This is a genomic window from Gemmatimonadota bacterium, assembly GCA_040388535.1.
Lineage (GTDB): Bacteria > Gemmatimonadota > Gemmatimonadetes > Gemmatimonadales > GWC2-71-9 > Palsa-1233.
This window is the reverse complement of the sequence record JAZKBR010000002.1, coordinates 1,097,907-1,120,251: the sequence shown is the minus strand read 5'-3', so window position 1 is coordinate 1,120,251 and position 22,345 is coordinate 1,097,907. Positions and strand designations below refer to the sequence as shown.

Below are 22,345 nucleotides of genomic sequence, written 5' to 3'. Positions count from 1 at the left end.
CTTCTCCCTTCTCGCTTCACCCTCCGTCACCCGTCTCCTCATCATGCAGCACCCGCAGCGCCGGCGTGTCGAGATCGTCGAACTGTCCGCTGCGCGACGACCAAAGGAAGGCGCCGACAGCGAGTGCCACGAGCACCAAGGCGAGTGGCACGACGAGAAAGAGGACACTCATGCGGCGACCTCGCGGGCCCGTGGCGCCGTTTCGACGAGCACGTGGCGTGGCTCCGGCCGCGAGCCGGTGAAGGTCGTGCCGAGCCAGCTGCGCAGCACGACGGTGAGCGAACTGAGCGGCATCATGATGGCCGCGATGAGCGGCGAGATCTTCCCGGTCATCGCCAGGGTGAGTCCGATCGCATTGTAGGCAAGCGCCCAGCCGATATTGCGGCGAATCACCCGGAGCGTCCGCTCCGATCCGGTCATCAGTCGCACCAGCGGCGCCAGCCCGGGTTCGGTGAGATAGACGTCGGCCGTGGCGAGACACGCCTCCGCGCCACCATGTACGCCGATTCCGACGTGCGCGGCCGCGATGGCCGCGGCGTCGTTGACGCCGTCACCGACCATCACCACGGTATTACCCGCCGCGCGCCACGCCGCTACCCGTGCCAGCTTTGCCTCTGGCGTCGCCCCGCCGATGACATCTGCCGGTTTGAAGCCGAGCTGCGACCCGACCGCACGCGCCACCGCCGGGTCATCGCCCGAGAGGAGGGTCGTGGTCCAGCCGCGGCTCCGCAGCGCGTCGAGCGCGCCGGCGACGCCGCTGCGAATCTGGTCGCCAAGTCCGGCGACCGCGAGCACCACGCCATCAATCGCGACCAGCACGGGAGTGAGCGTCGGATCCGCGAGGCGATCGAGCCAGGGCTCGACGCCCGTGGCGCGACGCTCGACAAATCGCGGCGAGCCGACCACCACCTCACTCCCGGCAATGCGACCGGTGATGCCACCCCCGACATGATGAGCGACCGCTTCGACCGCCGGCAGGGTGAGCCCAGGCCAGGCGCGACGAAAGCCATCGGCGATGGGATGCGATGAACCCGCCTCGAGACCGAGCACCATCGCGCGACTGCGCTCGTCACCATGCCATTCCGCAAGCGCGAGGCGTCCCTCGGTCAGGGTCCCGGTCTTGTCGAGCACCAGGTGCCCCGGCGTCGCGAGGAGTTCGAGGACATCGCCGCCCTTGATGTAGATGCCGCACCCGGCCGCACGGCCGACGGCGACCGACACCGCGAGCGGCGTCGCGAGTGCCAGCGCGCAGGGGCAGGTCACGATCAGCAGGGCGATGGCGTTGTCCCATGCGGCGGCCGGATTCCGCACGTGCCAGATCAGAAAAGTGATCGTCGCGAGCAGGAGCACCGCGGCGATGAACCATCCGGCCATCCGGTCGGCCGTGGCCACCACCGGAACCCGACGAAGTGCACTCTCCTCGACCTGGCGGAGCAGTCGCGCCAGCCGGCTCGCACTGCCAGCCTGATCGACGCGCACGGTCACTGGTGCGGCCACGTTGAGCGTGCCCGCGTGCACCGCCGCACCGGGGCCGATCGAGACGGGTCGGGACTCGCCAGTGAGCAGTGCCGTATTGACGGTCGTGGCGCCCTCGCACACCTCACCATCCGCCGGGAAATTCTCGCCCGCGCGCACCCGGATCTGCATGCCGGGGAGCAGCGCCGTCGCCGGTACCAGCCGCTCGGTTCCATCGGCATCGCAGACGCGCGCTGAATCGGGGGTGAGCGAATAGAGAAGTTCGGCTGCGTCGGCGGCGGCGCGCTGACCTCGCAGCTGGAGAAATCGCCCCGCCAGCAGCGCGAAGATCAGCACCGTGACACCATCGAAGTAGATCGGCCCGCTATCGGCAACGGTGTTGATCGCACCGCGCAGGAATCCGGCACCGAGGGCGAGAGCAATCGGGAGGTCCATATGGAGCCGTCGGGTGCGCAACGCCGCGAGGGCACCAGTGAAAAAGATTCGACCGGGAAAGAGAAGCGCCGGAATGGTGAGCAGCAGCGACACCCACCGGAAGAGACCGGTGTAGGCCACTTCCATCCCGTGGAACTCGCCGGAGTACAGGGCCAGCGCCGGGAGCATGACGTTGCCGGCGATCGCTCCGGCGACACCGATTCGCGCGAGCATGGCGCGGTCTTCACGACGGCGCATCGCATCGCGCGCGACACCCCGGAACGGATGCGGCGTGTAGCCCAGCTGATCGAGCGTGCGGGCGACCTGCGATAGCATCAGCTGGTGCGGATCCCATTCGATCCGCGCCAGCGACCGTCGCACATCAAGTTCGGCGCGCACGACCCCTGGCACCAGCAACGGGACGCGCTCAACCAGCCAGACGCACGACGCGCAGTGCACGCCCTCGAGGTAGAGCTCGGTCACCGCCCGGCCATCCGGCATGGGCTGCACGTAGAGCTCGGCGAACGCGGGGTGATCGAATTCCTCGAAGCTCCGCCCGCTGCTCCGCACCGCCGCACCGCGCCGCTCGCGAAAGCCGTAGTAGCGCGAGAGCCCGTGGTGCCGGAGGATCTCGAACACCGCCGCGCAGCCGTTGCAGCAGAAGGAGGGTCCGCCCGCGACGTCGAGCAGCGCCGGGGGGACCGCGAGTCCGCAGTGTGCACATGCGACCCCCAACTGGGTCGTGCTCACGGCTGTGGTCCGTGCGACATCCCGGCCATCGGGGTCGCCGGAAGGAGGGCATGGAGCCACTGCATCGGGAGGAGCCCCAGATGCGCCGCGAGCGAGAAGGTACCAAGCAGCAGGATGGTGGTCGCACTCAGGAGCGGCAATCGGGCGCGCACCGCGCCGTTGATTCGCTGCAGTCCCGCCGCCGCCGTGAGCATCAGGGGCAGCGTGCCGAGCCAGAAGACCGACATCAGGGCGGCCCCGCGCCACGGCGAACCACTGCCGCTCGCGACGACCACGAAGGCGTAGAGCCAGCCGCACGGCAGCACACTCGTGCAGAGGCCGGTCGCAGCCGCACGCACGATCGGCGTGGCGTCCCTGAACCGCTGCAGTACGCTCCCCATCGCGCGTTGCCACCCCGCCGGGGGCCGCACCACCACCGCGCGCTGCCCGAGCGCGACCAGCACGGCGTTTGCGCCCCACACCGTCAGCAACATGGCAGCAACAATTGCCGCGATGCCACTCACTCCCGCGAGTGCACCGGTCCGATCGAACCCCGCGCCGAGCAGGCCCGCGACGATGCCGAGGAGCAGATAGGCGATCAACCGGCCGAGATGATACGCGGTGTGCGCCGACCTGGTATCACGCCAGTTCGCACCGGCCGGGGCATAGAGGCAACTGAAGCCGCTGCACATCGCCACGCAATGGACGCTCCCGAGCAGCGATGCCACCAGCACGGCGAGCGCGAGGGTCATCGTGGGGCGTCACCGGGGCGCGAGACCACTACCTGTGCGGCTGCGGTTGTTGAAAGATCGAGGCGGAGGTTTGCCGTGAAGCGTTCCGTGCCGCGGAAGGCCGAGACCCGGTACTCCCAGAGCCCGGTATGTGCCATGTTCACGGGGGCGGCATAGTGTCCCGGCTGTGCGGTGGCCGGGAGGTCACGCTGCTCCGCGTCGTTGGCATAGGCGACCGCCATCGCGTCGACGGAGACCGTGGCACCCACCAGGGGCTCACCCGTGGCATCCCGGATCTCGAGCTCGAGCGGCGTGGTCCCTCGTGATGCGACCGGCCCGATGTGCGGAATCACCTGCCAACCGAGAGCATGGTTCCGGCTTCCTTGTGCCATGGTCGAATCCCAGCCGACTGCCTTGCGGTAGTAGTCCGGTTCGACGGCAAAATGACTGTCACTGTTGGCCACTCGCGCGAGCACGATGCCCAACACCACGTTCGCTCCCAGGACAGTGATGACGATCGTCGGCCAGATGCGATCCTTCCTGATCCACGCCATCAGGGCTTCCCGGGGCCGGCGGTCGGTCCCATCAGGTTGAAGGGGTATTCGGCAGAGAAGGTCTCACCGGCGCGAATGCGCACGGTGATGTCGCGCCGGCCGTTGCGGAACGCCGTGCGCGGCAGCAGTACGAAGAGCGACGTGGTCCGGAGATCGTTGGCATTGACCTGCACCGGATTCTCGGGCGCAATGACCTCGCCATCGTCCGCGCCGCGTACGTCGATCCGATATGCGTGTGGCACGCGGCTGCGATTGCCGATCCGGACGCGGATCTGGTTTGCGATCCGGCCATCCTGCTCGATCCGGAACGGCTCGGCCTGTGAGCGAAGCAGGGTGACATCCGCAGCAGGGCGCGTGCCCAGGGCGTACAGAAACCCGCCGAAGAACAGCGTGAGCGCGAGCGGGTAAAGCACCACACGCGGTCGGAGCAGGTGCCGCGGCTTGCCGGCCAGCGCATCGCCCGAGCTGTAGCGAATCAGGCCGCGCGGCTTCCCCACCTGGTCCATGATGGCATCACAGGCATCCATGCACTGGGTGCAGTGGACACACTCCATCTGCAGGCCGTTGCGGATATCGATGCCGGTCGGACAGGTCGTGACGCAGGCGTGGCAGTCGATGCAATCGCCTGCGTTTGTCGCGCGCTCCTTGCCGCGCGCCCGTGGTTCGCCGCGGTTGTAGTCGTAGGCCACGACCAGCGACTGTCGGTCGAGCAGGGCCGACTGCCACCGGCCGTAGGGGCAGGCGATCAGGCAGGTCTGCTCCCGGAACCAGGTGAAGTCGGTGAAGATGAGCGCGGTAGTCACTGCCATCACCAGGAACGGCGTGGGATGCTCCACCGGCGAGAGTCGCACCCAGCGTTCGAGCGCCTCGGTCCCGACGAAATACGCCAGGAAGGTGTGCGCCAGCAGGAGCGAAAGTGCGAGGTAAACAGCGTACTTGGCCAGCCGACGAGGATGCAGGTGCGCGCCACGCTTGTCGAGCTGGAGCGAGCCACTGCGCCCGCCCTCGAAGAGACGCTCGATCGGCCGGTAGAGAAACTCCAGATAGACCGTCTGCGGACAGGCCCAGCCACACCAGACCCGCCCGAAGAGCGCCGAGAAGAGGAAGATCGCGATCACGACGCTTGCCAGCAGCAGCATCAGCAGGAGCGTGTCGGTTGGCAGGAAGGTGCTGCCGAGGATGGTGAACTGCCGGCGCGGCACGTCGAGCAGGATTGCCGGCTTGCCGCGGATGGTCGCGTGCGGCAGGCCGATGAATACGATGACGAGGATATAGGCCACGATCCGCCGCCGGTTGAACCACGACCCGGTGGAGAGCTTCGGGCGCAACCAGTTGCGCGACCCGTCTTCGTTCAGGGTCGGCAACACGCGTCCGCGAGCGGCGGGGGCAGTCACCGGGCCATCACCTCGCCTTCCGGCGCCTTCGGCTTCGCCGGACGACTGCCATGCAGCGACCACACGTAGGCCGTCACCTCATCGATGTCTTTCGGCTTCAGGATCTGGCCCCACGCTGGCATCCCCTTGGCGAGCACGCCACCGTTGATGGTCGTGTGGATCTGCTCGATCCGGCCGCCGTGAATCCACGCGTCATCAGTGAGGTTAGGGCCGATGATTCCGCCGCCGTCCGTCGCATGACAGGCGCTGCAGTTCTTGGCGAAGATTTCCTGCCCTTCGTGTACGCGCTCCGGCGACGCGGCGAGCGCGAGCAGCTGCTCCGGCGTGATACTCGGTGCCTCGGGCGGGTGTGCCTTCCGCGCCGCGGCCATCTCGGCTTCGTATTCGGCGATCCGCCCCTTCCCCGCCCCGATCCCGAAGCGGTTGACGGCGTAGATCGCCGAGAAGATGATCGTCGCCCAGAAGATGGTGACCCACCACGCCGGCATCGGATTGTCGTACTCCTGAATCCCGTCGTAGCTGTGTTCGATGATCCGGTCCTGTTCACTCACGATCGCCTCCTGCACGACGAAGAGAGGACGGCTCCGCTTCATCATCCAGCGGGAGCCGGGCAGCACGCTGCCAGGTCGCGGCCGACGCCGGACGGAAGACCCAGTAGATGATCCCGCAGAACGCTGCCAGGAAGAGCACCAGCGCGACTTCGGCGTAGATCGAGAGTCCCGCATGACTCATGATGTCGGAGAGTTTCATGGGGTCCTCGTCGCGGCCGGGCGATTCATGGCGATGTCGTGGCCGAGGCGCTGGATGTAGGCGACGATGGCGATGATCTCCTTGTCCTCGAGACCGCGCGGACCACCGGAGGCCGCGACATCGGCGGCGAGAGCGCGGGCCTGTGCCTGCGCCATCGGAATCGCGTTGGTCACCGCCTCACCGTAGGGCACGCCGAGCATCGCCATCACGCCGACGCGCTTCGGAATTACGTCCCAGGGAATCACCGTGCTGGCGAACTGCGGGTAGTTCGGCATGATCGAACGCGCCGCGATCTCGCGCGGGTTCGCGAAGTGACGCACGTGCCAGAGGTTGGGATACTTCCCGCCCTCGCGGGCGAGATCGGGGCCGAGGCGCCGTGATCCCCAGAGGAAGGGGTGATCGTACACGAATTCGCCGGGCTTGGAATATTCGCCGTAGCGCTCGGTCTCATAGCGGAGCGGGCGGATCTGTTGCGAGTGGCAGTTGAAGCACCCCTCGCGGATGTACATGTCGCGGCCGTAGAGCTCGAGCGGTGTATAGGGCTTCACCGAGGCGATCGTCGGCACGTTGGAGCGAATCAGGAAGGTCGGCAGGATCTCGAAGAGCGAGGCCACCACGACCGCGAGAATCGTCAGCGCGGTGAAGAGGAGAGGCATCCGCTCCCAGCGACGGTGATAGCGCATCGCCCGGATCCGGCCGATGAATCCCTCGCCAGCCGGGACCGCGACGGGCGCCTCCATGAAGGCGGGGGCGAGCGGCGCGGCACGGATCACGGGGACTTCGTACTTCGCCGGACGCTTCCGCCAGGTCATCAGGATGTTGTAGCCGAACAGGAACATCCCGACGATATAGAGGGAGCCACCGGCGACCCGCACCCAGTACATCGGCATCAGTTTCGCGACGGTCTCGACAAAGTCCGGATACATCAGGCGACCGGTTTCATCGAAGGCACGCCACATCAGCCCCTGAGTGACCCCGGCGCTGTAGATCGCCACCACGTAGAGGATGATGCCGAAAGTCCCGACCCAGAAATGGGCTTCCGCCAGCTTCTTCGAGTGCAGCGGCGCCTGGAAGAGGCGCGGCAGCAGCCAGTAGATCATTCCGAAGGTGATGAACCCGTTCCATCCCAGCGCGCCGGTGTGGACGTGGGCAATGATCCAGTCGGTATAGTGGGCGAGGGCGTTGACGCTCTTGATCGAGAGCATCGGCCCTTCGAAGGTCGACATGCCGTACGCGGTGATGCCGACAACGAAGAATTTCAGGATCGGATCGTCGACCACCTTGGCCCAGCCGCCGCGCAGGGTGAGCAACCCGTTGATCATGCCGCCCCAGCTGGGCGCCCAGAGCATGATCGAGAAGAGCATCCCCACCGTCGAGGCCCATTCCGGCAGCGCGGTATAGTGGAGATGGTGCGGACCGGCCCAGATATAAAGGAAGACCAGCGACCAGAAGTGCAGGATCGAGAGCCGGTACGAGAAGACCGGTCCCTCGGCCGCCTTCGGCATGAAGTAGTACATCAGGCCGAGGAACGGCGTGGTCAGGAAGAACGCGACGGCGTTGTGGCCGTACCACCACTGCATGAACGCGTCTTGCACGCCGGCGTAGATCGAATAGCTCTTGAAGAGCCCCGCCGGGATCGACAAGTTGTTGAAGATGTGCAGCACGGCGACGGTGACGATGCTGGCAATGTAGAACCAGATCGCGACGTAGAGATGCCGTTCCCGGCGGCGCAGCAGCGTGCCGAAGAAGTTCACCGCGAAGATCACCCAGACCACCGCGATCGCGATGTCGATCGGCCATTCCAGCTCGGCGTACTCCTTGGCCTGCGTCAGGCCAAAGGGGAGCGTCAGCGCGGCACTCAGGATGATCGCCTGCCAGCCCCAGAAATGAACGCGGCTGAGGGTGTCGGAGAACATCCGTGTCTTCAAGAGGCGCTGCGAGGAGTAGTAGCAGCCACAGAAGAAGGCGTTCCCCGCGAACGCGAAGATCACCGCGTTGGTGTGGAGCGGCCGGAGGCGGCCGAACGAGGTGAACGGCAGCCCGAGATTGAAGCGATGATCGGCGAGTTGCAGCGCGATCAGCAGCCCGACCAGCATCCCGATGAGGCCCCAGGCGAAACACGCCACCAGGAACTTGCGGACGATATCATCGTCGTACGAAAACTCGTCGAGCACGACCCCTGGCGGGGTCCCGGCAGCTGCGGCCGTCGCGGTCATCCGGAAACCTCGGCGTGCGGTGAAATGCCAGGCGGACGCGCCCAGTGCGCCCACCACGAACAGGACCTGTGCCTGTCGATTGTCGGCATTGTATCCGCGCGACGGAACCACGTTCAAGCGACTATGAAGGCCTGCGGCGCAGCCCGACGCGAGCATCCCGGACACTCCGCCACTGCGGAGGTCCGGGATGAACACATCTTCACACTGCCTTTACCGGCCGCCGGCAACGAACGGGCCGGCGGGGGACTCAGGGCTTCTTCGGCTCGGGATGCTCGTGCTTCATGGTGGAGTCGTGCTTCATCATGGCGTCGTGCTTCGCCATCATCTCCTTGTCCATCATGGTCTTCATCCTGGCCTCGTGCTTCGCCATGGTTTCCTTGTCCAGCGTGCCCTTCATCATGGCCTCGTGCTCAGCCATCATCTTCTTGTCCATCTTGCCCTTCATCATGGCGTCATGCTTCGCCATCATCTCCTTGTCCATCTTGCCCTTCATCATCGAGTCGTGCTTCGCCATCATTCCGGCATCCATCTTCCCCATCATCATCGAGTCGTGCTTCATCATCTCGCCCTTGGGCTTGTCCATCGTCTGCGCGCTGAGCATCGCGGGAGCGTGCAACAGGGCGACGGCGGCGAGCACGGGCATCAGGGTACGCATTCGCATCGTGAAGTCCTCTTCATGGTGAAAGTACGGCGGTTACAGTTGCTGTCGGTACTAACGCGCAAGGACGGCAGAAAGATCCATCGACGCCGATGAACAGCAGGAGCAGGCGGCGACTTCCGACATCCGTGCCGCGCACGCGCGGCACGAACGGGTGTGGCGCCCGGATTGCGTGAGGACTACAGGCCCCCAAACCACGGATACCCCTGATCCTCCCAGTAGCCGCCGGGCTTCTCCGCGGTGAAAGTCACCCGGGTGAGATATTTCGTCAGCTTGTAGCCCAGCTTGATCGGCGAGTAGAGCCGCAGCGGGGCGCCGTGATCGGGACCAATCGGGCGATCGCCGAAGCCATCGGCGAGAATCGTCTGCGGGTGCATCGCGCTCGCGATATCCCAGCCATTCATGTAACCCTTGTCGAACGATTCGAATTTCACATACTGCGCGTTCGGCAACGGCTTGACGAGGTCGGCGAAGATGCTGAACGGGACCCCGCGCCAGGCGGCCACCGCGCTCCACCCTTCGACGCAATGATGCTCGACGCTGTAGTCGATGTGCGGCAGCGCGGAGATCATGGCAGGGGTGAACGAGGTCGGAGTCGTGACGAGCCCACCGACCTCGAGCCGCCACGCAGCCGGATCAGCGAGCACCGGCATCGTGTCGGAGATGAAGTACGACGGCATCCTGCCGGTGATCACCTGGTGCGGCGGCACCGTGGCGCCGCGCACCTGCAGCAGTTTCTCGCCCAGCTGATTGTTGAAGCCGATGACCCGGTCGAGGACCGGCTGCAGTCGGGGCCCACCATCCCAGCCGCACGCGGCCAGCGCGGCGGGCAGGAACGGCGCCGCCCGGAGAAGGAAGCCCCGGCGATCGAATGCGTCAGCCATGGTTCGGAAACCTCCCCCGATAGCGCCCGGTGATGATCGCCCGCATTGACGCCGGATCGGCGACGAAGACCATCACCACGTGCACGACCAGGAACGCGGTGAAGGTCCACACCGCGACGAAGTGCCAGTAGCGCGAGAGCTGGTAGCCGCCGAAGAGCGAAGTGAGGAAGCCAAGCTGCACCGGCTTGGCGATGGCAAAGCCGGTGAGGATCGAAATGATCGCGAGCAGCAGGATGAAGGTGTAGGCGCTCTTCTGGAGCGGGTTGTGCTTCCCCTGCGGCGGATGATCGGGGCGAAGCCGGAGATAGTATTTGAGCATTGCCACCGAGCCGGGCACGTCCCTGGGGCGAAAGAGCAACGCGCGCCACTCCCCCGACACAATCAGGAAGAGGAGATACGCCGCCCCCGTGAGCACGAACGGCCAGGCGAGGGCGAAGTGCCAGCGGAGCCCGCCGGCAAGCCAGCCCCCGAGGCGGATCGCGCCCGGGATGTGCAGCCGTGAAGCGTCGAAGGGATTAGGGAGCTGGTACACCGCGTCGTGCGGCCCGATGTGGGCGTAGGCGGTATAGATCTGCAGGCCGCTCGCGATCATTCCGGCGAGGAAGACCGCGTTGAGCCAGTGGGTCAGCCGCACGATGCCGCGGTGGCGGACCACGGCAGGCGGGGCCGAAGGCGCTAGCGAAGGCATCGTCATGCGGGATCTACTCCCCAGGGTGGCTGGTGGTTCCATCCCTTCTCCCTTCTCCCTTCTCCCTTCTCGATCAGTTCACCGCCGCGATCGCCTTCTCCCACGCCGCCATTGCGGCCTCGAGCTTGCGCCGTTCGGCGTCGCGCGCGGCGGTCAGGGTGCGAGCTGCCGTGGCCCCGTCTGGCTGGGCATACAGCGCGGGGTCGGCCAGCGACTCCTCCAGCTGGGCCAGCTCCGCCTCGTGCTTCGCCACCTGTGATTCGGCCTCCTCGATGGCGCGTTCGGCCGTGCGGCGCTGGGAGGCGGACATGGCGCCGTCGGCGCTGGGAGCAGCATGCTGCGCCCTCGGCTCGGCGCTCTTCCTGGGACCCGCGCTCGCGCGCGACGCTGCGATTTTCGCCGCTGCAGCAGCGGCCGCCTTGCGCGCCGTGGCCTCGAGTTCCCACTCGGCGAAGTTGCCGGGATAGTCGGTGAGGATGGCATCGTCGAACGACCAGATCCGGGTCGTGAGCGTCTCGAGCAGGGCCCGGTCGTGCGAGACCAGCAACACCGTGCCATCGTACTCGGCGATCGCATCTTCGAGCGCTTCGATTGATTCGACATCGAGATGGTTGGTCGGCTCGTCGAAGACCAGCACATTCGCCTCGGCGAGCATCATCAGCGCGAGCGCCACTCGGGCGCGCTCGCCACCCGACAGCGAACCGGCGCGACGCAGCACGCTGTCGCCCGAGAAGCCAAAGCGACCGAGATGCCCCTGGATCTGGCCGCGGGTCCAGAGCGCACGTCGGATCGCGATCAGATCGTAGAGCGTACTCGTCGGATCGACATCACTCAGGTCCTGACGGTAGTACGCCACCTGCGAGGCTGGCATCAGCCGTACCACACCACCTTCAGCCTTCCGTTCGCCAAGCAGTGTGCGCAACAGCGTCGACTTGCCGGCACCATTCGGTCCGATGAGACCGACCACATCGCCGCGGCGCAGGATGCCGCTCCACGGCTTGAGCAGTTCGCGCCCTTCCACCGAGACCGCCAGCTTCTCGGCCACGAGCACCTGATCACCACCGCGATCGCCGGCCGTGAAGGCGACCGACATGGTCCCTTCTTCACCGGGCGGCGGCGAGAGCCGGGCCACGCGATCGAGCCGCTTGCGGCGGCCCTTGGCCTGCGCGGAGTTGCCGCCGGCAATGTTGCGACGAATGAAATCCTCTTCGGCGGCAAGCTTGGAGTCCTGCTTGCGGAATGCGCGCTCTGCCGAAGCGCGACGTTCGGCGCGCTGCGCCACGAAGCCGGTGTAGCCCACATCGTAGGCCACCGCGGTGCCGGCCTCCAGGTGGAGCATATGATCGGCGACCGAGGTCAGGAACGCGCGATCGTGCGAGATGAGCAACACCGCTTCGTCGATGCTCTTGAGGTAGCCCTCGAGCCAGCGTGCCGTCGCAATGTCGAGGTGGTTCGTCGGTTCGTCGAGAATCAGCAGGTCGGCTGGAGCAGCGAGTTGCCCCGCGAGCGCGAGCCGCCCGCGCTCCCCGCCCGAGAGCGTCGCCACGTCGCGCGTGCGCGCATCGACCGGATCGAAGCCGAGACCTTCGAGCACAGCATCGACACGCGATGATGCCGCGTAGCCACCGGCGTGCTCGAAGCGCTCAAGATCGTGGGCATATTCGTCGAGCATCGCTTCGGTGACATTTTCGCCGGCGGCGCCCATCGCTTCAGTCTGCCGTGCGAGATCGCGCTCGAGTTCGAAGAGATGATCGAAGCCGCGGGCCGCCGCATCCCACACGGTCACCGCACTACCGAAATCGCGGTACTGATCCATGACGGCGATCTTGAGCCCCTGCGCCCGCGCGACCGAACCCTTGTCCGGTTGACGCACGCCGGTGATCAGGTGCATCAGGGTGCTCTTGCCGCTCCCGTTCCGCCCCACCACGCCCCAGCGATCGCCCGCCGCCACGGTGAAAGTGACATTCTCGATCAGGGTATCACTGCCGAATATCACGGCAAGCCCGGAGGCTGCAATCAACGTCACGCCTGGTACTCCCACACAGAAAAACGGGGCGCCGTCCAGCGGAAGAACCCGTCGGACGGCGCCCGCGACCCCCTAAAGTAACCCGCCGGCCGGGTTACGGCTTCTTGACCACCGGGGGCTTGGGCGGGTTCGTGACTTTGAGGTCCACCACCCGCTTCCCGTGGTCGCCATTGACGATCAGGCGCCCGCCGTTGGAGTCGAACTTCGACGAAATGACGCTCTTTCCATTGACCTTGAGATCGAAATTGCCACCAGCCGTGTCGATATCGACGTTGCTGCTGTCGCCCGCCTCGGCGCTGGAGTCGGCCTGCTCGTGCTGGAAGTCGCGCCGGGCCGATTCCGGAATGAGCAGGACGAACTCGCGGCCGGACGGCTGCAGCGTCATCGAGCCGAACGGCACCATCTGCTCCGACGTGCTGTCTTCGATCGTCGCGCAACGGAAGGAGGTGTGCTCGTCGATGTTCTTGGCGTTCGTCACCGTCAGGCGACAATCGTCAAACTTCGCGATCGCGACGGTATCGCTGAGCGTGGCATAGAGATGGAAGCCGGTCACCGTCTTCGGCGCGCTCCGCTCGATGCTGAGCCGCTGCAGGGAGCCGACCTTGGCACCCTCGAACTTGAAGGGCAAGCCGAGTAGCGGGATGTTGATGGTGCCGCTGCCGTCGGCGATCTCGTGAATGGCCCCGCGACCTTTCTGAACCCCGGCGCGGATGATCATGCCGACAGCAAAGATCGCGAGCATTCCGAAAATGATCCGGAACCAGTATTTCGGGGTCATCGGGCACCTCTGAGCGAGTGTCCCCCAGCCGTGCGGGGCGTTGCAAGAGTAAACGTAATCGAGTGGTCCGCGGTTTCATCCGGACGTTACAGCGGTGGAACAGCACGGGGGCCTTTACCTTATGGAGGTGTCGCGCCCTCTCGCCGCCCTTCGCTGGGATAACTCGTTCGCACGCCTCCCCGAGACGTTCCACCAGCGCGTCGCGCCCACACCCATCCCCGATCCGTATCTCGTCGCTTTCAGCCCCGACGCCGCTGCCTTGCTCGATCTCGACCCGGCTGCGGCAACGACGGCCGAGTTCCTGGCGGTGATGAGCGGGGGCGGGCGGATTTCGGCGATGGATCCGGTCGCGGCGATCTACGCCGGCCACCAGTTCGGTGTCTGGGTCCCCGAGCTCGGCGATGGCCGGGCGATTCTGCTCGGCGAAGTCCTCACCGACCGCCACGCGCGCTGGGAAGTGCAACTCAAGGGCGCCGGGATGACGCGCTTTTCGCGAATGGGTGACGGTCGTGCCGTGCTTCGGTCGGCGGTGCGCGAGTATCTCGCGAGCGAGGCCATGGCAGGGCTCGGAGTGCCCACCACGCGGGCACTCGCGATCACTGGCAGCGCCCTGCCGGTATACCGCGAACGGGTGGAGCAGGCGGCGGTACTCGTGCGGCTGGCGCCGAGTCACGTGCGATTCGGTTCATTCGAGCTCTTCGCATCACGCGGGATGCGCGCGGAGGTGCACCAGCTCGCCGACTACATCATCACGCTGCACTTTCCCGAGTTGCTTCCACTGCCGGCCGCCGAACGATACGCGGCGTGGTATCGCGAAGTCGTCAACCGTACCGCGCTGCTGATGGCACAGTGGACCGCCGTCGGTTTCGCACATGGCGTCATGAACAGCGACAACATGTCGATTCTCGGGCTGACCCTCGACTATGGGCCCTTCGGCTGGCTCGACAGCTACGATCCGGGCTTCATCTGCAATCACACCGATCACGCCGGGCGCTACGCCTTCGACCAGCAGCCGCGTGTCGGCCTCTGGAATTGTTCGCGGCTCGGGGAGGCCCTGTATCCGCTGCTTGAGGAAGAGGCGGCGCTCTCTGCGCTTGAATCGTACCGCGGCACCTTCGAGACCGCGATTGATGCGCTGATGCGCGCGAAGCTCGGACTGCAGAGCATCGAAGCTGCGGATCTCGCGCTGCAGGGCGAACTGTTCGGGTTGCTGGCCCGCACCGGAACTGACTACACCCGGTTCTTCCGTGCGCTCTCTCACTACGAAGCAAGCGATCCGGGCACGGTGGAGCCGTTGCGGGACGAAGTGGGCGATGAGCCCGCGCTCGACGCGTGGCTCTCCCGTTACGCCGGACGGCTCGAGGCCGAGGGGTCGCTGGTCGCGGATCGCCGGACGCGGATGCTCGCGGTCAATCCGAAATTCGTCCTGCGCAACTGGATCGCACAGGAGGCGATCGAGCGTGCCGAAGCCGGAGACTTTACGCGCATCGAGCGGGTGCGTGACGTGATGGCGCGGCCGTTCGATGAACATCCCGCCGACGAACGATTCGCGCAGGGGCCGCCGGCTGGCGCGGTGCCGATCGTGGTCTCCTGCTCTTCCTGATGACGAGTCCGATTCCGTCAGGCGGCGCGCCGGTTCCACCGCCGATCATATCACCACCCTTGTTGCTCCCGGTGCCCGACACTGGTGAGGCCGTTCTGCCGCCCGCGGCGGCCTCGATCGGCACCCTCGTCACGCCGCCTGCCGACTTCACTGATGAAGTGCTCTTCGCGATGATGCGCTCGCTCGAGACCACCACGGCGGCGGGGCGGCCACACGAAACGCTGCAGCTGCTCACGACGCTCCCACCGATGATCCGCCACGGCGAAGCGGCGAGCTATTTCGGCGGGATGGCACTGCTGCAACAGGGACGAGTGGACGATGCCGCCGCGATCGCGACCGCCGCACTCGAACAGATCCCCGATTCCGTGCCGCTGTTGCTCCTTGCCGCTGCCACCCGCCCGGCGTCGACGACGACTGCACCTCAACCGCCTCCCTCCGTCGTCACGCGCGAAGGGGAACTGGCTCCGGTTCCATTGCCACTGGCGACAACCCCACCGTTGATTCCCGGTCGGCTCCTCCTCGACCCCGCGATGCACGAGCCGCCACCGGCCACGCTGCTCGACGTGACGCTGCCGCGAGTGCCAGGCGCGCCAGTGACCCCAGCAGAGGTTGCGTCGACTTCGCTTACTCCGCTGCAGGGCGCACTGATCGCGGCAACTCCGGCGGCCGTTGCCGCAGCCGGGCTTTCCGCCGAGCCGGCCGCGTTGCCCGACATCACGGCGTTGCCGCTGAGTCCGGTCATCGTGATGCCGCCGTCACGCGCGATCCCGTTGCTGCTGCAGGCGGTCGACCTGGCACCGCGCGACCTGACAATTTTCGCGCGAATCGCGGCGGCGCTGATGGGGAGCCGCGAACGGCCATTGATGATGGCACTCTTCCGCGAACTCGAACGCGTCGCGCCGGCAAACCCGGCCATTCGTGCACTGGCGACGCTGCTCTCCGGGAACGCGCCGCCCGAATGGAATCCGTGGGCGCGACAAATCGCCGCCCCCGAGCTCTGGCAACACGAGAGCGTCGCACCGCGGGAAGCGCTCACGGCGGACCCACCGCGCTTCGCCCGGGTGGTGACGGACCTCCTCGCCAGCGGCGAACCAGCGCAGGCGCTGGTGTTGCTCGAGCTCCCTGCAGCGCCGCGTCATCCGCAGGTGGTGTTGCTCCGCGCCGAGGCACTGCTGCAGTTGCAACGACCCGAGGCGGCGCTCGCGGTGATTCGCGAGGCGCAGGTGCGCTTTCCCGAGGCCGCCCAGCCGCTCGCCGCAATGGCCGAGCGGCTGCTCGCCGCGCTCGCCCTCCCGCTCGGCGAGCGTGACGCCAGGGTGTCGGTGCTGATGCTTCGTGCCCTGGCCGTGCAACTCGGTGTCACGTCGCCCGACGCGGCGCCAGTGACCTCACTCGCCGATGCGGCGTTGCCGCTGCTCGATGCCGCCGTGGCGCAGCGGAGTCCGCTGATGATGGAAGCGCGCGTGCGGCTGCTGATCGCGAGTGGCCGCGGATCGGAGGCGCTGATCGAACTGCAGCAGGCGCGCGATCTCCAGCCGCACGTCACCAGCTTCGCGAAAATGCTGGAGCTCGTTGATCACGGCCTTGCCACACCGTTTCCGGTCCGGTCTCATCAGGAGGCCGCCGAGATCTTCGCACCGCTGCGTGGCAATCACGCTGATCTGCCGACGCTGCTTTCGCTGGCCCTCGTGGAGCGGCTCGTGCACTCGGGCGAGATGATGGCGCTGGTGGAGCAGGTCAATTCGCAGCGACCGACCGCGATGGTGGATTTCCGCGGGCCCGAGGGAACCGCGGCAGGCCAATGGCTCGGGCAGTTTGCGGTGCCAGTGCCACGCGGAAACGCGGGCGGTGCGCTGTTGATTGTGGCGCTCGCGGGCGGATTCGTGCTGTGGATTGCCGGGCGCACAGGGCTCGTGATTCTGTGGACGGCGCTCTGTGTGCTCGTGGCACTGGCGTGGAGCCGGCTGCGTCGGTAGAGTGGGAGGATTTGGTGAGGTCGTAAATTTATTCCGGGCTCGCATGGAGCTGCAGGTTCGGAACTCCCTTGCCATACTCAGTGAGCGCCCAGAGTCCTCGAGATTCCGGCACCCAGGCATCCCGGCTCCCCTTGGACAAGGTGAGAGTGCCCCGAGGTTCTCCCTTCCGGCTGAACACCCGCCACTCGCGCGCTACCGTGTCGGACGGTGGGGTGAGTCCCAGCCAGATATCACCGTTGAGTGCAACCTTCAGATCGTAGACCACGGGCCAGTACGTCTGGGGTTTCCACTGGGCGTCAAGCCGGGAGAGCGGCGATTTCTGCGCGGACGAATCGGGTTCGGTCCGCCGTACGATTGGGGTAGCTCTGGTGGCCCGAGCGGAGATGGTTTTTTCGAAAAGCCTCGCCCCACTCCCCGTCAGCACGGTCAACTTGAATTTCGCGATCGAATCGAAGCCCGGCTTCAGCTTCACAAAGGCGATCGTGCTGCCGTCACGTGCCGCCGCAAAAAGAGTCGCGGGGCAATGCTGGAAGCGATGATCTTCCTCCTGGAAGTAGCTCGTCTGCCGGACGACGCATCCGTCCCGCGGAACCTTGGCGAGCATCGCCTCGCGCGAGCCGTCAACACCAATCCTCATCAGCCAGGTCTCGACTTCGCGGAAGGCTGCCGCTTCTCCCGGAAGTGCACGACCACTTCTCGTGGCCGACATCAGGAGATCGCCGTTGGGAAATCGCGCGGCGACCCACGGCACTCGAAGCTCACTCTTTGTTCTTGGCAACGCCCCCTGAATCGCCACCGGAATCGGGAGCGAACGCAGCACCACACCCGAACTGCTCAGCAGTGTGAGTCGCGCGAGGTAATGATCAGCCACCCAGAGGGTGTCGCCGTTCCACCCCATCGCGGTGATGAAGTGGAACTCACCGGGACCATCGCCTTTTCGCCCTGCCGTGGCGATGTGCACGCCTTGCGGCGAGAAGAAACGGATGGCATTGTCGTAAATTGGAGCGACTGCAAGCACACCGCTCGCAGAGACCGCCAGGTCGCTGTAGGAACCGAGTCCGTAGCTCGCGCGGTCTATCGTGACGAGCACTTGAGGCGCGGGACGAGCCGTGGCGGGAACTTGAGATGCAGCGGTGCTGAGCGCGCCACTCGAAAGCGCGGCCACGGCAGCGATGGGCAACACCAGTCGAGTGGCGAGTGACATCCAGCACTTCTCCGAGGGAGGGTGATCAAGCTTACCTCGGAGGTGCGGCAATGGTGAAGGGCGTTACGGCGCCGCGTCGAGGAACTCGAGCTTTCCCTTGACCCGTTCGAGCGTCGAACGCAGCGCCCACTCATCCTCGAAGAGCAGGATGCTGGATCCCTTCGAATCGAAGAGTCGCATCCGCGACCGCCCCTCCACCAGTTGATCGATCGCTTCTTCATCGCCGCGCACCCAGCGCGCGTGGCGGAACGGCAACGGCTCGAGCTTGCAGGGAACGCCATACTCGCCCTCGAGCCGGAAGAGCAGCACGTCGAATTGCAGCATGCCGACGGCGCCCACAATCGGGATCGGTCCGACGACCGAATCCTGGAAGAAGACCTGCACCGCGCCTTCTTCGGCGAGTTGCCGCAGGCCGGTGTCGAGATGCTTTCGTCGCAGCGGGTCGGAGACGAGGATGCGCGCAAAGAATTGCGGCGCGAAGCGCGGAATGCCGACGAACGCGACGTCGCCCTTTTCGGAGAGCGAATCGGACACTCGCAGCGATCCGCGATCGTGGATGCCCACCACGTCCCCGGGCCACGCCTCTTCGATCTCGGTCCGCTCGCGCGCGAGGAACTGCTGCGGCTGCGCCATCCGCAACACCTTCTTGGTACGCGCCAGCGTGACGTTCATCCCGGCCGCGAAACGTCCCGAGCAGATCCGCACGAAGGCGATCCGGTCGCGATGCTTCGGGTCCATGTTCGCCTGGATCTTGAACACGAAACCGGTGAACTCCTCGTCAGTCGGCGAGACGATCCGATCTTCCGCCTCGCGCGGCAGCGGGCCCGGTGCGAAGGAGAGGAAGTCGTGCAGGAACGGCTCGACGCCGAAATTGGTCAGCGCGGAGCCGAAGAACATCGGCGAGAGGGTGCCATTCAGGATCGCCGCCTCGTCCCAGGGCTGCCCCGCCATCTCGAGCAGATCAAGTTCATCGCGCAGCGTCGCGAGATTCTCGCTCCCCAGGATGTCGGCGAGGGACGCGCTGTCGAGCGGCACCCGGTGGGTCTCGACCAGCGAGGCGCCGTGATCGATCCCCTTGTCGAACATCAGGACTTCCTTGCGACGCCGGTCGGCCACTCCCACGAATCCGTTCGCCGTGGTGATCGGCCAGGTGACCGGATGAATCCCGAGCCCGAGGTCGGCCTCGACATCGCTCACCAGCTGCAGCGGATTGCCACCCGGACGATCGCACTTGTTCACGAACGAGAAGATCGGCATCCGGCGCATCTTGCAGACGTCGAAGAGCTGACGGGTGCGCTCTTCCACCCCCCGGCGATTGTCGAGCAGCATCACTGCGCTGTCGGCCGCCACCAGGGTCCGGTAAGTGTCCTCGGAGAAGTCAGCGTGCCCGGGAGTGTCGAGCAGGTTGACCTGATAGCCCAGGTACTCGAACTGCATCACCGAGGAGGTGACCGAGATGCCACGCTGGCGCTCGAGCGCCATCCAGTCGGAGGTGGCATGGCGAGCCGCCCGGCGCGCCTTCACCGACCCGGCAAGGTGGATCGCCCCGCCGTACAGCAGGAGCTTCTCGGTGAGGGTGGTCTTCCCGGCGTCGGGGTGCGAAATGATCGCAAAGGTGCGGCGGCGCGCGATCGCCGCAGCGAGCGCGCCAGTGATTTCGTCAGTCATCGGCGGTAAAGGTACACCGGCCTGCCGTTCCCTCCCGGGCGCTGCCGGGATAGAATCCCCGAATGACTGACACCGACAATGCGCCGCTGACCCCGCGCCACTGGATCGCCGTCACCGCCCTGATCTCGGGGCTGGTCGCCCTCTACCTGCACCTCTGGAAGCTCGGCCTGACCGGGCCCCTGGTCTGCAGCGCCAACCACGGCTGCGAGATCGCCCAGATGTCACCGTGGGGCTGGTTCCTGGGAGTCGATGTGGCCCTGATCGGCACCATCGGCTACACCCTGATTTTCGCCACGGCCATTGTCGGCATCCAGCCGCGCTGGATCAACGACCCCCGGATCACCCGGATCCTCGTGGCGCTGATCGTCCCCGCGATCCTCTTCACGATCCGGCTCAAATACGCCGAGTTCGTGATCCTCAAGACCTTCTGCCCCTGGTGCGCGATCTCGGCCGTGACGATCACGACGCACGGGATTGCCGTCCTGTTGGACCGCAGGCGACTGGGCACGAGACTAGAGACTAGAGACTAGAGACTAGCTGGGGGTTTGGTCACCCTGAACGAAGTGAGGGGGCGGAGCTTTCGGCGGGAACGAAGGTTTAGCCCCCTCGCTGCGCTCAGGGCGACAATCGCTCCCCATCTCTCATCTCTAGTCTCTAATCTCTAGTCTCTAATCTCTAGTCTCTCTTCCCACCTCATCCAGTCGTCCAACCGCTCTGAGCTCCGGCGCGAGCTTCGCCGTGACACCCACCACACCAAGCGTGAGCACTCCGCCGAGAAGCACGGCGGGTACCGCGCCGAAGAGTTTGGCCGTCAGGCCAGACTCGAAGCTGCCGATCTCGTTGCTCGATCCGATGAAGATCGCGTTCACAGATGTCACGCGCCCCATCAGGTGATCGGGCACCAGCAGCTGCAGCAGGGTCGATCGCACAACCACGCTCACCATGTCCACGGCACCGCCCAGAACCAGCGCTGCGAACGAGAGCCAGAGTGAGCGCGACAGGCCGAAGATGATCGTGAAGAACGCAAATGCGGTGATCGCGCGGAAGAGCGCGCGCCCGGCGTGCTGCATCGGAGGGCGCCACGCGAGCCAGAGCGACATCAGCACGGCACCGAGTGCCGGCGCTGAACGCAATACGCCGAGCCCCCACGCGCCGACGTGCAGGATATCGGCGGCAAAGATCGGCAGCAGCGCCACGGCGCCACCGAAGAGAACGCTGAAGAGATCGAGGGTCATCGCACCGAGCAGGATCTGCTGTCCGCGCAGATAGCGCACCCCGGCCTTGAGCGACTCCAGGATTGGCTCGCCACCCGTCGCCGCCGCTGGCACGGCGCGAAAGCGGATGGCCGCGAGGGCCACCAGCGCGATGGCGATCAATGCGGCATCGACGAGATAGCTGCCGCGCGCCCCGACCCAGGCATTGAGCAGGCCGCCCACCGCAGGACCGATCACCGCCCCCAGTTGCCACGCCGTGCTGCGCCAGGTCACCGCGTTGGCCTGCAACTCGCGCGGGATCATGGCGGCCGCGAGCGCCGTTCGCGCCGGCTGCAGGAATGCCCGCGCGACGCCACTCACGGCAATGACCGCGTAGGCACCGTAGATCCGGTAGTGCACGGCATCGCCAGGGAGTCCGGCGAGCAACGCAAGCGCCAAGGCGCACGCGAGCAGCACCACGGTCGAGATCAGCGCCAGCTTGCGACGATCCATCCGGTCGGCGACGTGCCCGCCGAAGAGCGACGACGCGATGTTCGGGAGCGCCTCGGCGAGACCGATAAGGCCGAGCGAGAGCGGATCGTGGGTGTCGAGATACATCTGCCACGCCACGACCACGCCCTGGATCTGGACACCCAGGGTCGTGGTGAAATGTGCGGCAAGGAAACGGCGGAAATCGGGAAGTCGGAGCGCGGCGCGCGGGTCGTGCATCCCCTAAGCTAAGGGGTCTTTGTCGCCTTTCCCGGCATCCGGAGTTCGATGGCATTTTTCACGAGGCGAGTGGTGGCCTCGGGTGGCATCGCCACCAGCAATTCCCGTCCGCCACCGGAAAGGACCGGGTACCGGCGGCCGTACTCCGACAGGGCTGGGGAGAGGAAGAAATCAGGAATCGATGTGCCACCCACAGTGACTCGCTGGAGCCGGAACTTCATCACGCCATTCGCGAATTGCGGCATCGAAATTTCGGCCACGAGTACGGCCGTCGAGTCGACGAACGAAAAGATCGGACCGAGCTCGGCACGCGCCTGCGCGGGGAAGTCCATCAGTCGGCCGCGAATGCGAATGCGAGCGGAATCCGACGAGACCCGGAAGGCCAGCGAATCATCGAGCCGCGGCACGCCAAGCCGGGCCAGCAAGTATCCCGTGAAATCGCCAACGTCGATCGTCTCGAGTTTCGTCCGCTTCTGCACGAACACGGAATCGACCGCGAGATTGGCACGCGCGACGCCAGCATTGGTGATCAGCGACCCTGGCATCGGCGCTGGCGATGGCGACGGCGAGGTCTGCCCGGCAGCCGACGACGCCGTGACCGGCGCATAGACCACGGTGGCCAGAACACAGAAGCGCAACAATTGACGCAAGACCACGAGCCTGCTCCCGCTGGG

General features: G+C 66.0%; 20 protein-coding genes. 3 read left to right on the top strand and 17 right to left on the bottom strand.

Features of this window, described 5'->3' with window-relative positions; translation table 11 throughout:
* Nucleotides 1-16 precede the first annotated feature (16 nt).
* The 13 genes from ccoS to V4558_08480 form a co-directional block, all read right to left on the bottom strand.
* Nucleotides 17-172 carry a cbb3-type cytochrome oxidase assembly protein CcoS gene (ccoS, locus tag V4558_08540; GenBank protein MES2305542.1) on the bottom strand — a complete coding sequence of 52 codons (156 nt, stop codon included), beginning with the start codon at nt 170-172 and terminating at the stop codon, nt 17-19.
* Nucleotides 169-2,640, bottom strand: a complete 2,472-nt coding sequence (locus tag V4558_08535; protein MES2305541.1) for a heavy metal translocating P-type ATPase — start codon at nt 2,638-2,640, stop codon at nt 169-171. The genes ccoS and V4558_08535 overlap by 4 nt, the downstream gene beginning before the upstream one ends.
* Nucleotides 2,637-3,371: a sulfite exporter TauE/SafE family protein gene (locus V4558_08530; protein MES2305540.1), complete on the bottom strand. Its 735-nt coding sequence runs from the start codon at nt 3,369-3,371 to the stop codon at nt 2,637-2,639. The genes V4558_08535 and V4558_08530 overlap by 4 nt, the downstream gene beginning before the upstream one ends.
* The gene (locus V4558_08525) at nt 3,368-3,904 is read right to left on the bottom strand and encodes a FixH family protein (protein MES2305539.1); all 537 of its coding nucleotides are present in this window, start codon (nt 3,902-3,904) and stop codon (nt 3,368-3,370) included. Before V4558_08525 ends, V4558_08530 begins: the two co-directional genes overlap by 4 nt.
* The gene (gene ccoG / locus V4558_08520; protein MES2305538.1) at nt 3,904-5,298 is read right to left on the bottom strand and encodes a cytochrome c oxidase accessory protein CcoG; all 1,395 of its coding nucleotides are present in this window, start codon (nt 5,296-5,298) and stop codon (nt 3,904-3,906) included. Before ccoG ends, V4558_08525 begins: the two co-directional genes overlap by 1 nt.
* Entirely contained in the window at nt 5,295-5,849 is a 555-nt protein-coding gene (locus V4558_08515) for a cbb3-type cytochrome c oxidase N-terminal domain-containing protein (protein ID MES2305537.1), read from the bottom strand. Before V4558_08515 ends, ccoG begins: the two co-directional genes overlap by 4 nt.
* Complete coding sequence (locus V4558_08510) at nt 5,842-6,048, bottom strand: cbb3-type cytochrome c oxidase subunit 3 (GenBank protein ID MES2305536.1); 207 nt, start codon at nt 6,046-6,048, stop codon at nt 5,842-5,844. Before V4558_08510 ends, V4558_08515 begins: the two co-directional genes overlap by 8 nt.
* A complete protein-coding gene (gene ccoN / locus V4558_08505) occupies nt 6,045-8,264 on the bottom strand; it encodes a cytochrome-c oxidase, cbb3-type subunit I (GenBank protein ID MES2305535.1) in 2,220 nt (739 codons plus the stop codon). The genes V4558_08510 and ccoN overlap by 4 nt, the downstream gene beginning before the upstream one ends.
* A gap of 247 nt (nt 8,265-8,511) precedes the next feature.
* On the bottom strand, nt 8,512-8,925 hold the full coding sequence (locus V4558_08500; protein ID MES2305534.1) for a hypothetical protein: 414 nt from the start codon (nt 8,923-8,925) through the stop codon (nt 8,512-8,514).
* Between the two features lie 176 nt (nt 8,926-9,101).
* The gene (locus V4558_08495) at nt 9,102-9,806 is read right to left on the bottom strand and encodes a molybdopterin-dependent oxidoreductase (protein ID MES2305533.1); all 705 of its coding nucleotides are present in this window, start codon (nt 9,804-9,806) and stop codon (nt 9,102-9,104) included.
* Nucleotides 9,799-10,500, bottom strand: coding sequence for a cytochrome b/b6 domain-containing protein (locus V4558_08490; protein MES2305532.1), 702 nt, complete (start codon nt 10,498-10,500; stop codon nt 9,799-9,801). The genes V4558_08495 and V4558_08490 overlap by 8 nt, the downstream gene beginning before the upstream one ends.
* Before the next feature lie 67 nt (nt 10,501-10,567).
* A complete protein-coding gene (locus tag V4558_08485; protein ID MES2305531.1) occupies nt 10,568-12,520 on the bottom strand; it encodes an ABC-F family ATP-binding cassette domain-containing protein in 1,953 nt (650 codons plus the stop codon).
* A gap of 94 nt (nt 12,521-12,614) precedes the next feature.
* Entirely contained in the window at nt 12,615-13,298 is a 684-nt protein-coding gene (locus V4558_08480) for a hypothetical protein (protein MES2305530.1), read from the bottom strand.
* Between the two features lie 127 nt (nt 13,299-13,425).
* On the opposite strand from V4558_08480, the gene V4558_08475 reads away from it, so the two are divergent.
* Together V4558_08475 and V4558_08470 are read left to right on the top strand one after the other, a co-directional pair.
* Nucleotides 13,426-14,901: a YdiU family protein gene (locus V4558_08475; protein ID MES2305529.1), complete on the top strand. Its 1,476-nt coding sequence runs from the start codon at nt 13,426-13,428 to the stop codon at nt 14,899-14,901.
* Nucleotides 14,901-16,877 (top strand): hypothetical protein, encoded by a 1,977-nt coding sequence (locus V4558_08470; protein ID MES2305528.1) that lies wholly within the window; start codon nt 14,901-14,903, stop codon nt 16,875-16,877. Before V4558_08475 ends, V4558_08470 begins: the two co-directional genes overlap by 1 nt.
* Before the next feature lie 28 nt (nt 16,878-16,905).
* Here V4558_08470 and V4558_08465 read toward each other — a convergent pair whose 3' ends face one another.
* Nucleotides 16,906-18,081 carry a hypothetical protein gene (locus V4558_08465; GenBank protein ID MES2305527.1) on the bottom strand — a complete coding sequence of 392 codons (1,176 nt, stop codon included), beginning with the start codon at nt 18,079-18,081 and terminating at the stop codon, nt 16,906-16,908.
* Nucleotides 18,082-18,144: 63 nt separating this feature from the next.
* Complete coding sequence (locus V4558_08460) at nt 18,145-19,749, bottom strand: peptide chain release factor 3 (GenBank protein ID MES2305526.1); 1,605 nt, start codon at nt 19,747-19,749, stop codon at nt 18,145-18,147.
* Between the two features lie 62 nt (nt 19,750-19,811).
* Between V4558_08460 and V4558_08455 the strand changes: the two genes are divergently transcribed.
* Nucleotides 19,812-20,279 carry a vitamin K epoxide reductase family protein gene (locus V4558_08455; protein ID MES2305525.1) on the top strand — a complete coding sequence of 156 codons (468 nt, stop codon included), beginning with the start codon at nt 19,812-19,814 and terminating at the stop codon, nt 20,277-20,279.
* A 138-nt stretch (nt 20,280-20,417) separates the two neighbouring features.
* Here V4558_08455 and V4558_08450 read toward each other — a convergent pair whose 3' ends face one another.
* Nucleotides 20,418-21,671, bottom strand: a complete 1,254-nt coding sequence (locus V4558_08450; GenBank protein ID MES2305524.1) for an MFS transporter — start codon at nt 21,669-21,671, stop codon at nt 20,418-20,420.
* Between the two features lie 8 nt (nt 21,672-21,679).
* A complete protein-coding gene (locus V4558_08445) occupies nt 21,680-22,327 on the bottom strand; it encodes a hypothetical protein (protein ID MES2305523.1) in 648 nt (215 codons plus the stop codon).
* Nucleotides 22,328-22,345: the final 18 nt, after the last annotated feature.

Coding starts and splice junctions, on each gene's coding strand:
- V4558_08465 (MES2305527.1), bottom strand. CDS start 18,081: ATGTCACTCGCCACTCGACTGGTGTTGCCCATCGCTGCCGTGGCCGCG.
- V4558_08450 (MES2305524.1), bottom strand. CDS start 21,671: ATGCACGACCCGCGCGCCGCGCTCCGACTTCCCGATTTCCGCCGTTTC.
- V4558_08525 (MES2305539.1), bottom strand. CDS start 3,904: ATGGCGTGGATCAGGAAGGATCGCATCTGGCCGACGATCGTCATCACT.
- V4558_08455 (MES2305525.1), top strand. CDS start 19,812: ATGACTGACACCGACAATGCGCCGCTGACCCCGCGCCACTGGATCGCC.
- ccoN (MES2305535.1), bottom strand. CDS start 8,264: ATGACCGCGACGGCCGCAGCTGCCGGGACCCCGCCAGGGGTCGTGCTC.
- V4558_08490 (MES2305532.1), bottom strand. CDS start 10,500: ATGACGATGCCTTCGCTAGCGCCTTCGGCCCCGCCTGCCGTGGTCCGC.
- V4558_08510 (MES2305536.1), bottom strand. CDS start 6,048: ATGAAACTCTCCGACATCATGAGTCATGCGGGACTCTCGATCTACGCC.
- V4558_08460 (MES2305526.1), bottom strand. CDS start 19,749: ATGACTGACGAAATCACTGGCGCGCTCGCTGCGGCGATCGCGCGCCGC.
- ccoS (MES2305542.1), bottom strand. CDS start 172: ATGAGTGTCCTCTTTCTCGTCGTGCCACTCGCCTTGGTGCTCGTGGCA.
- V4558_08480 (MES2305530.1), bottom strand. CDS start 13,298: ATGACCCCGAAATACTGGTTCCGGATCATTTTCGGAATGCTCGCGATC.
- V4558_08495 (MES2305533.1), bottom strand. CDS start 9,806: ATGGCTGACGCATTCGATCGCCGGGGCTTCCTTCTCCGGGCGGCGCCG.
- V4558_08470 (MES2305528.1), top strand. CDS start 14,901: ATGACGAGTCCGATTCCGTCAGGCGGCGCGCCGGTTCCACCGCCGATC.
- V4558_08500 (MES2305534.1), bottom strand. CDS start 8,925: ATGCGAATGCGTACCCTGATGCCCGTGCTCGCCGCCGTCGCCCTGTTG.
- V4558_08530 (MES2305540.1), bottom strand. CDS start 3,371: ATGACCCTCGCGCTCGCCGTGCTGGTGGCATCGCTGCTCGGGAGCGTC.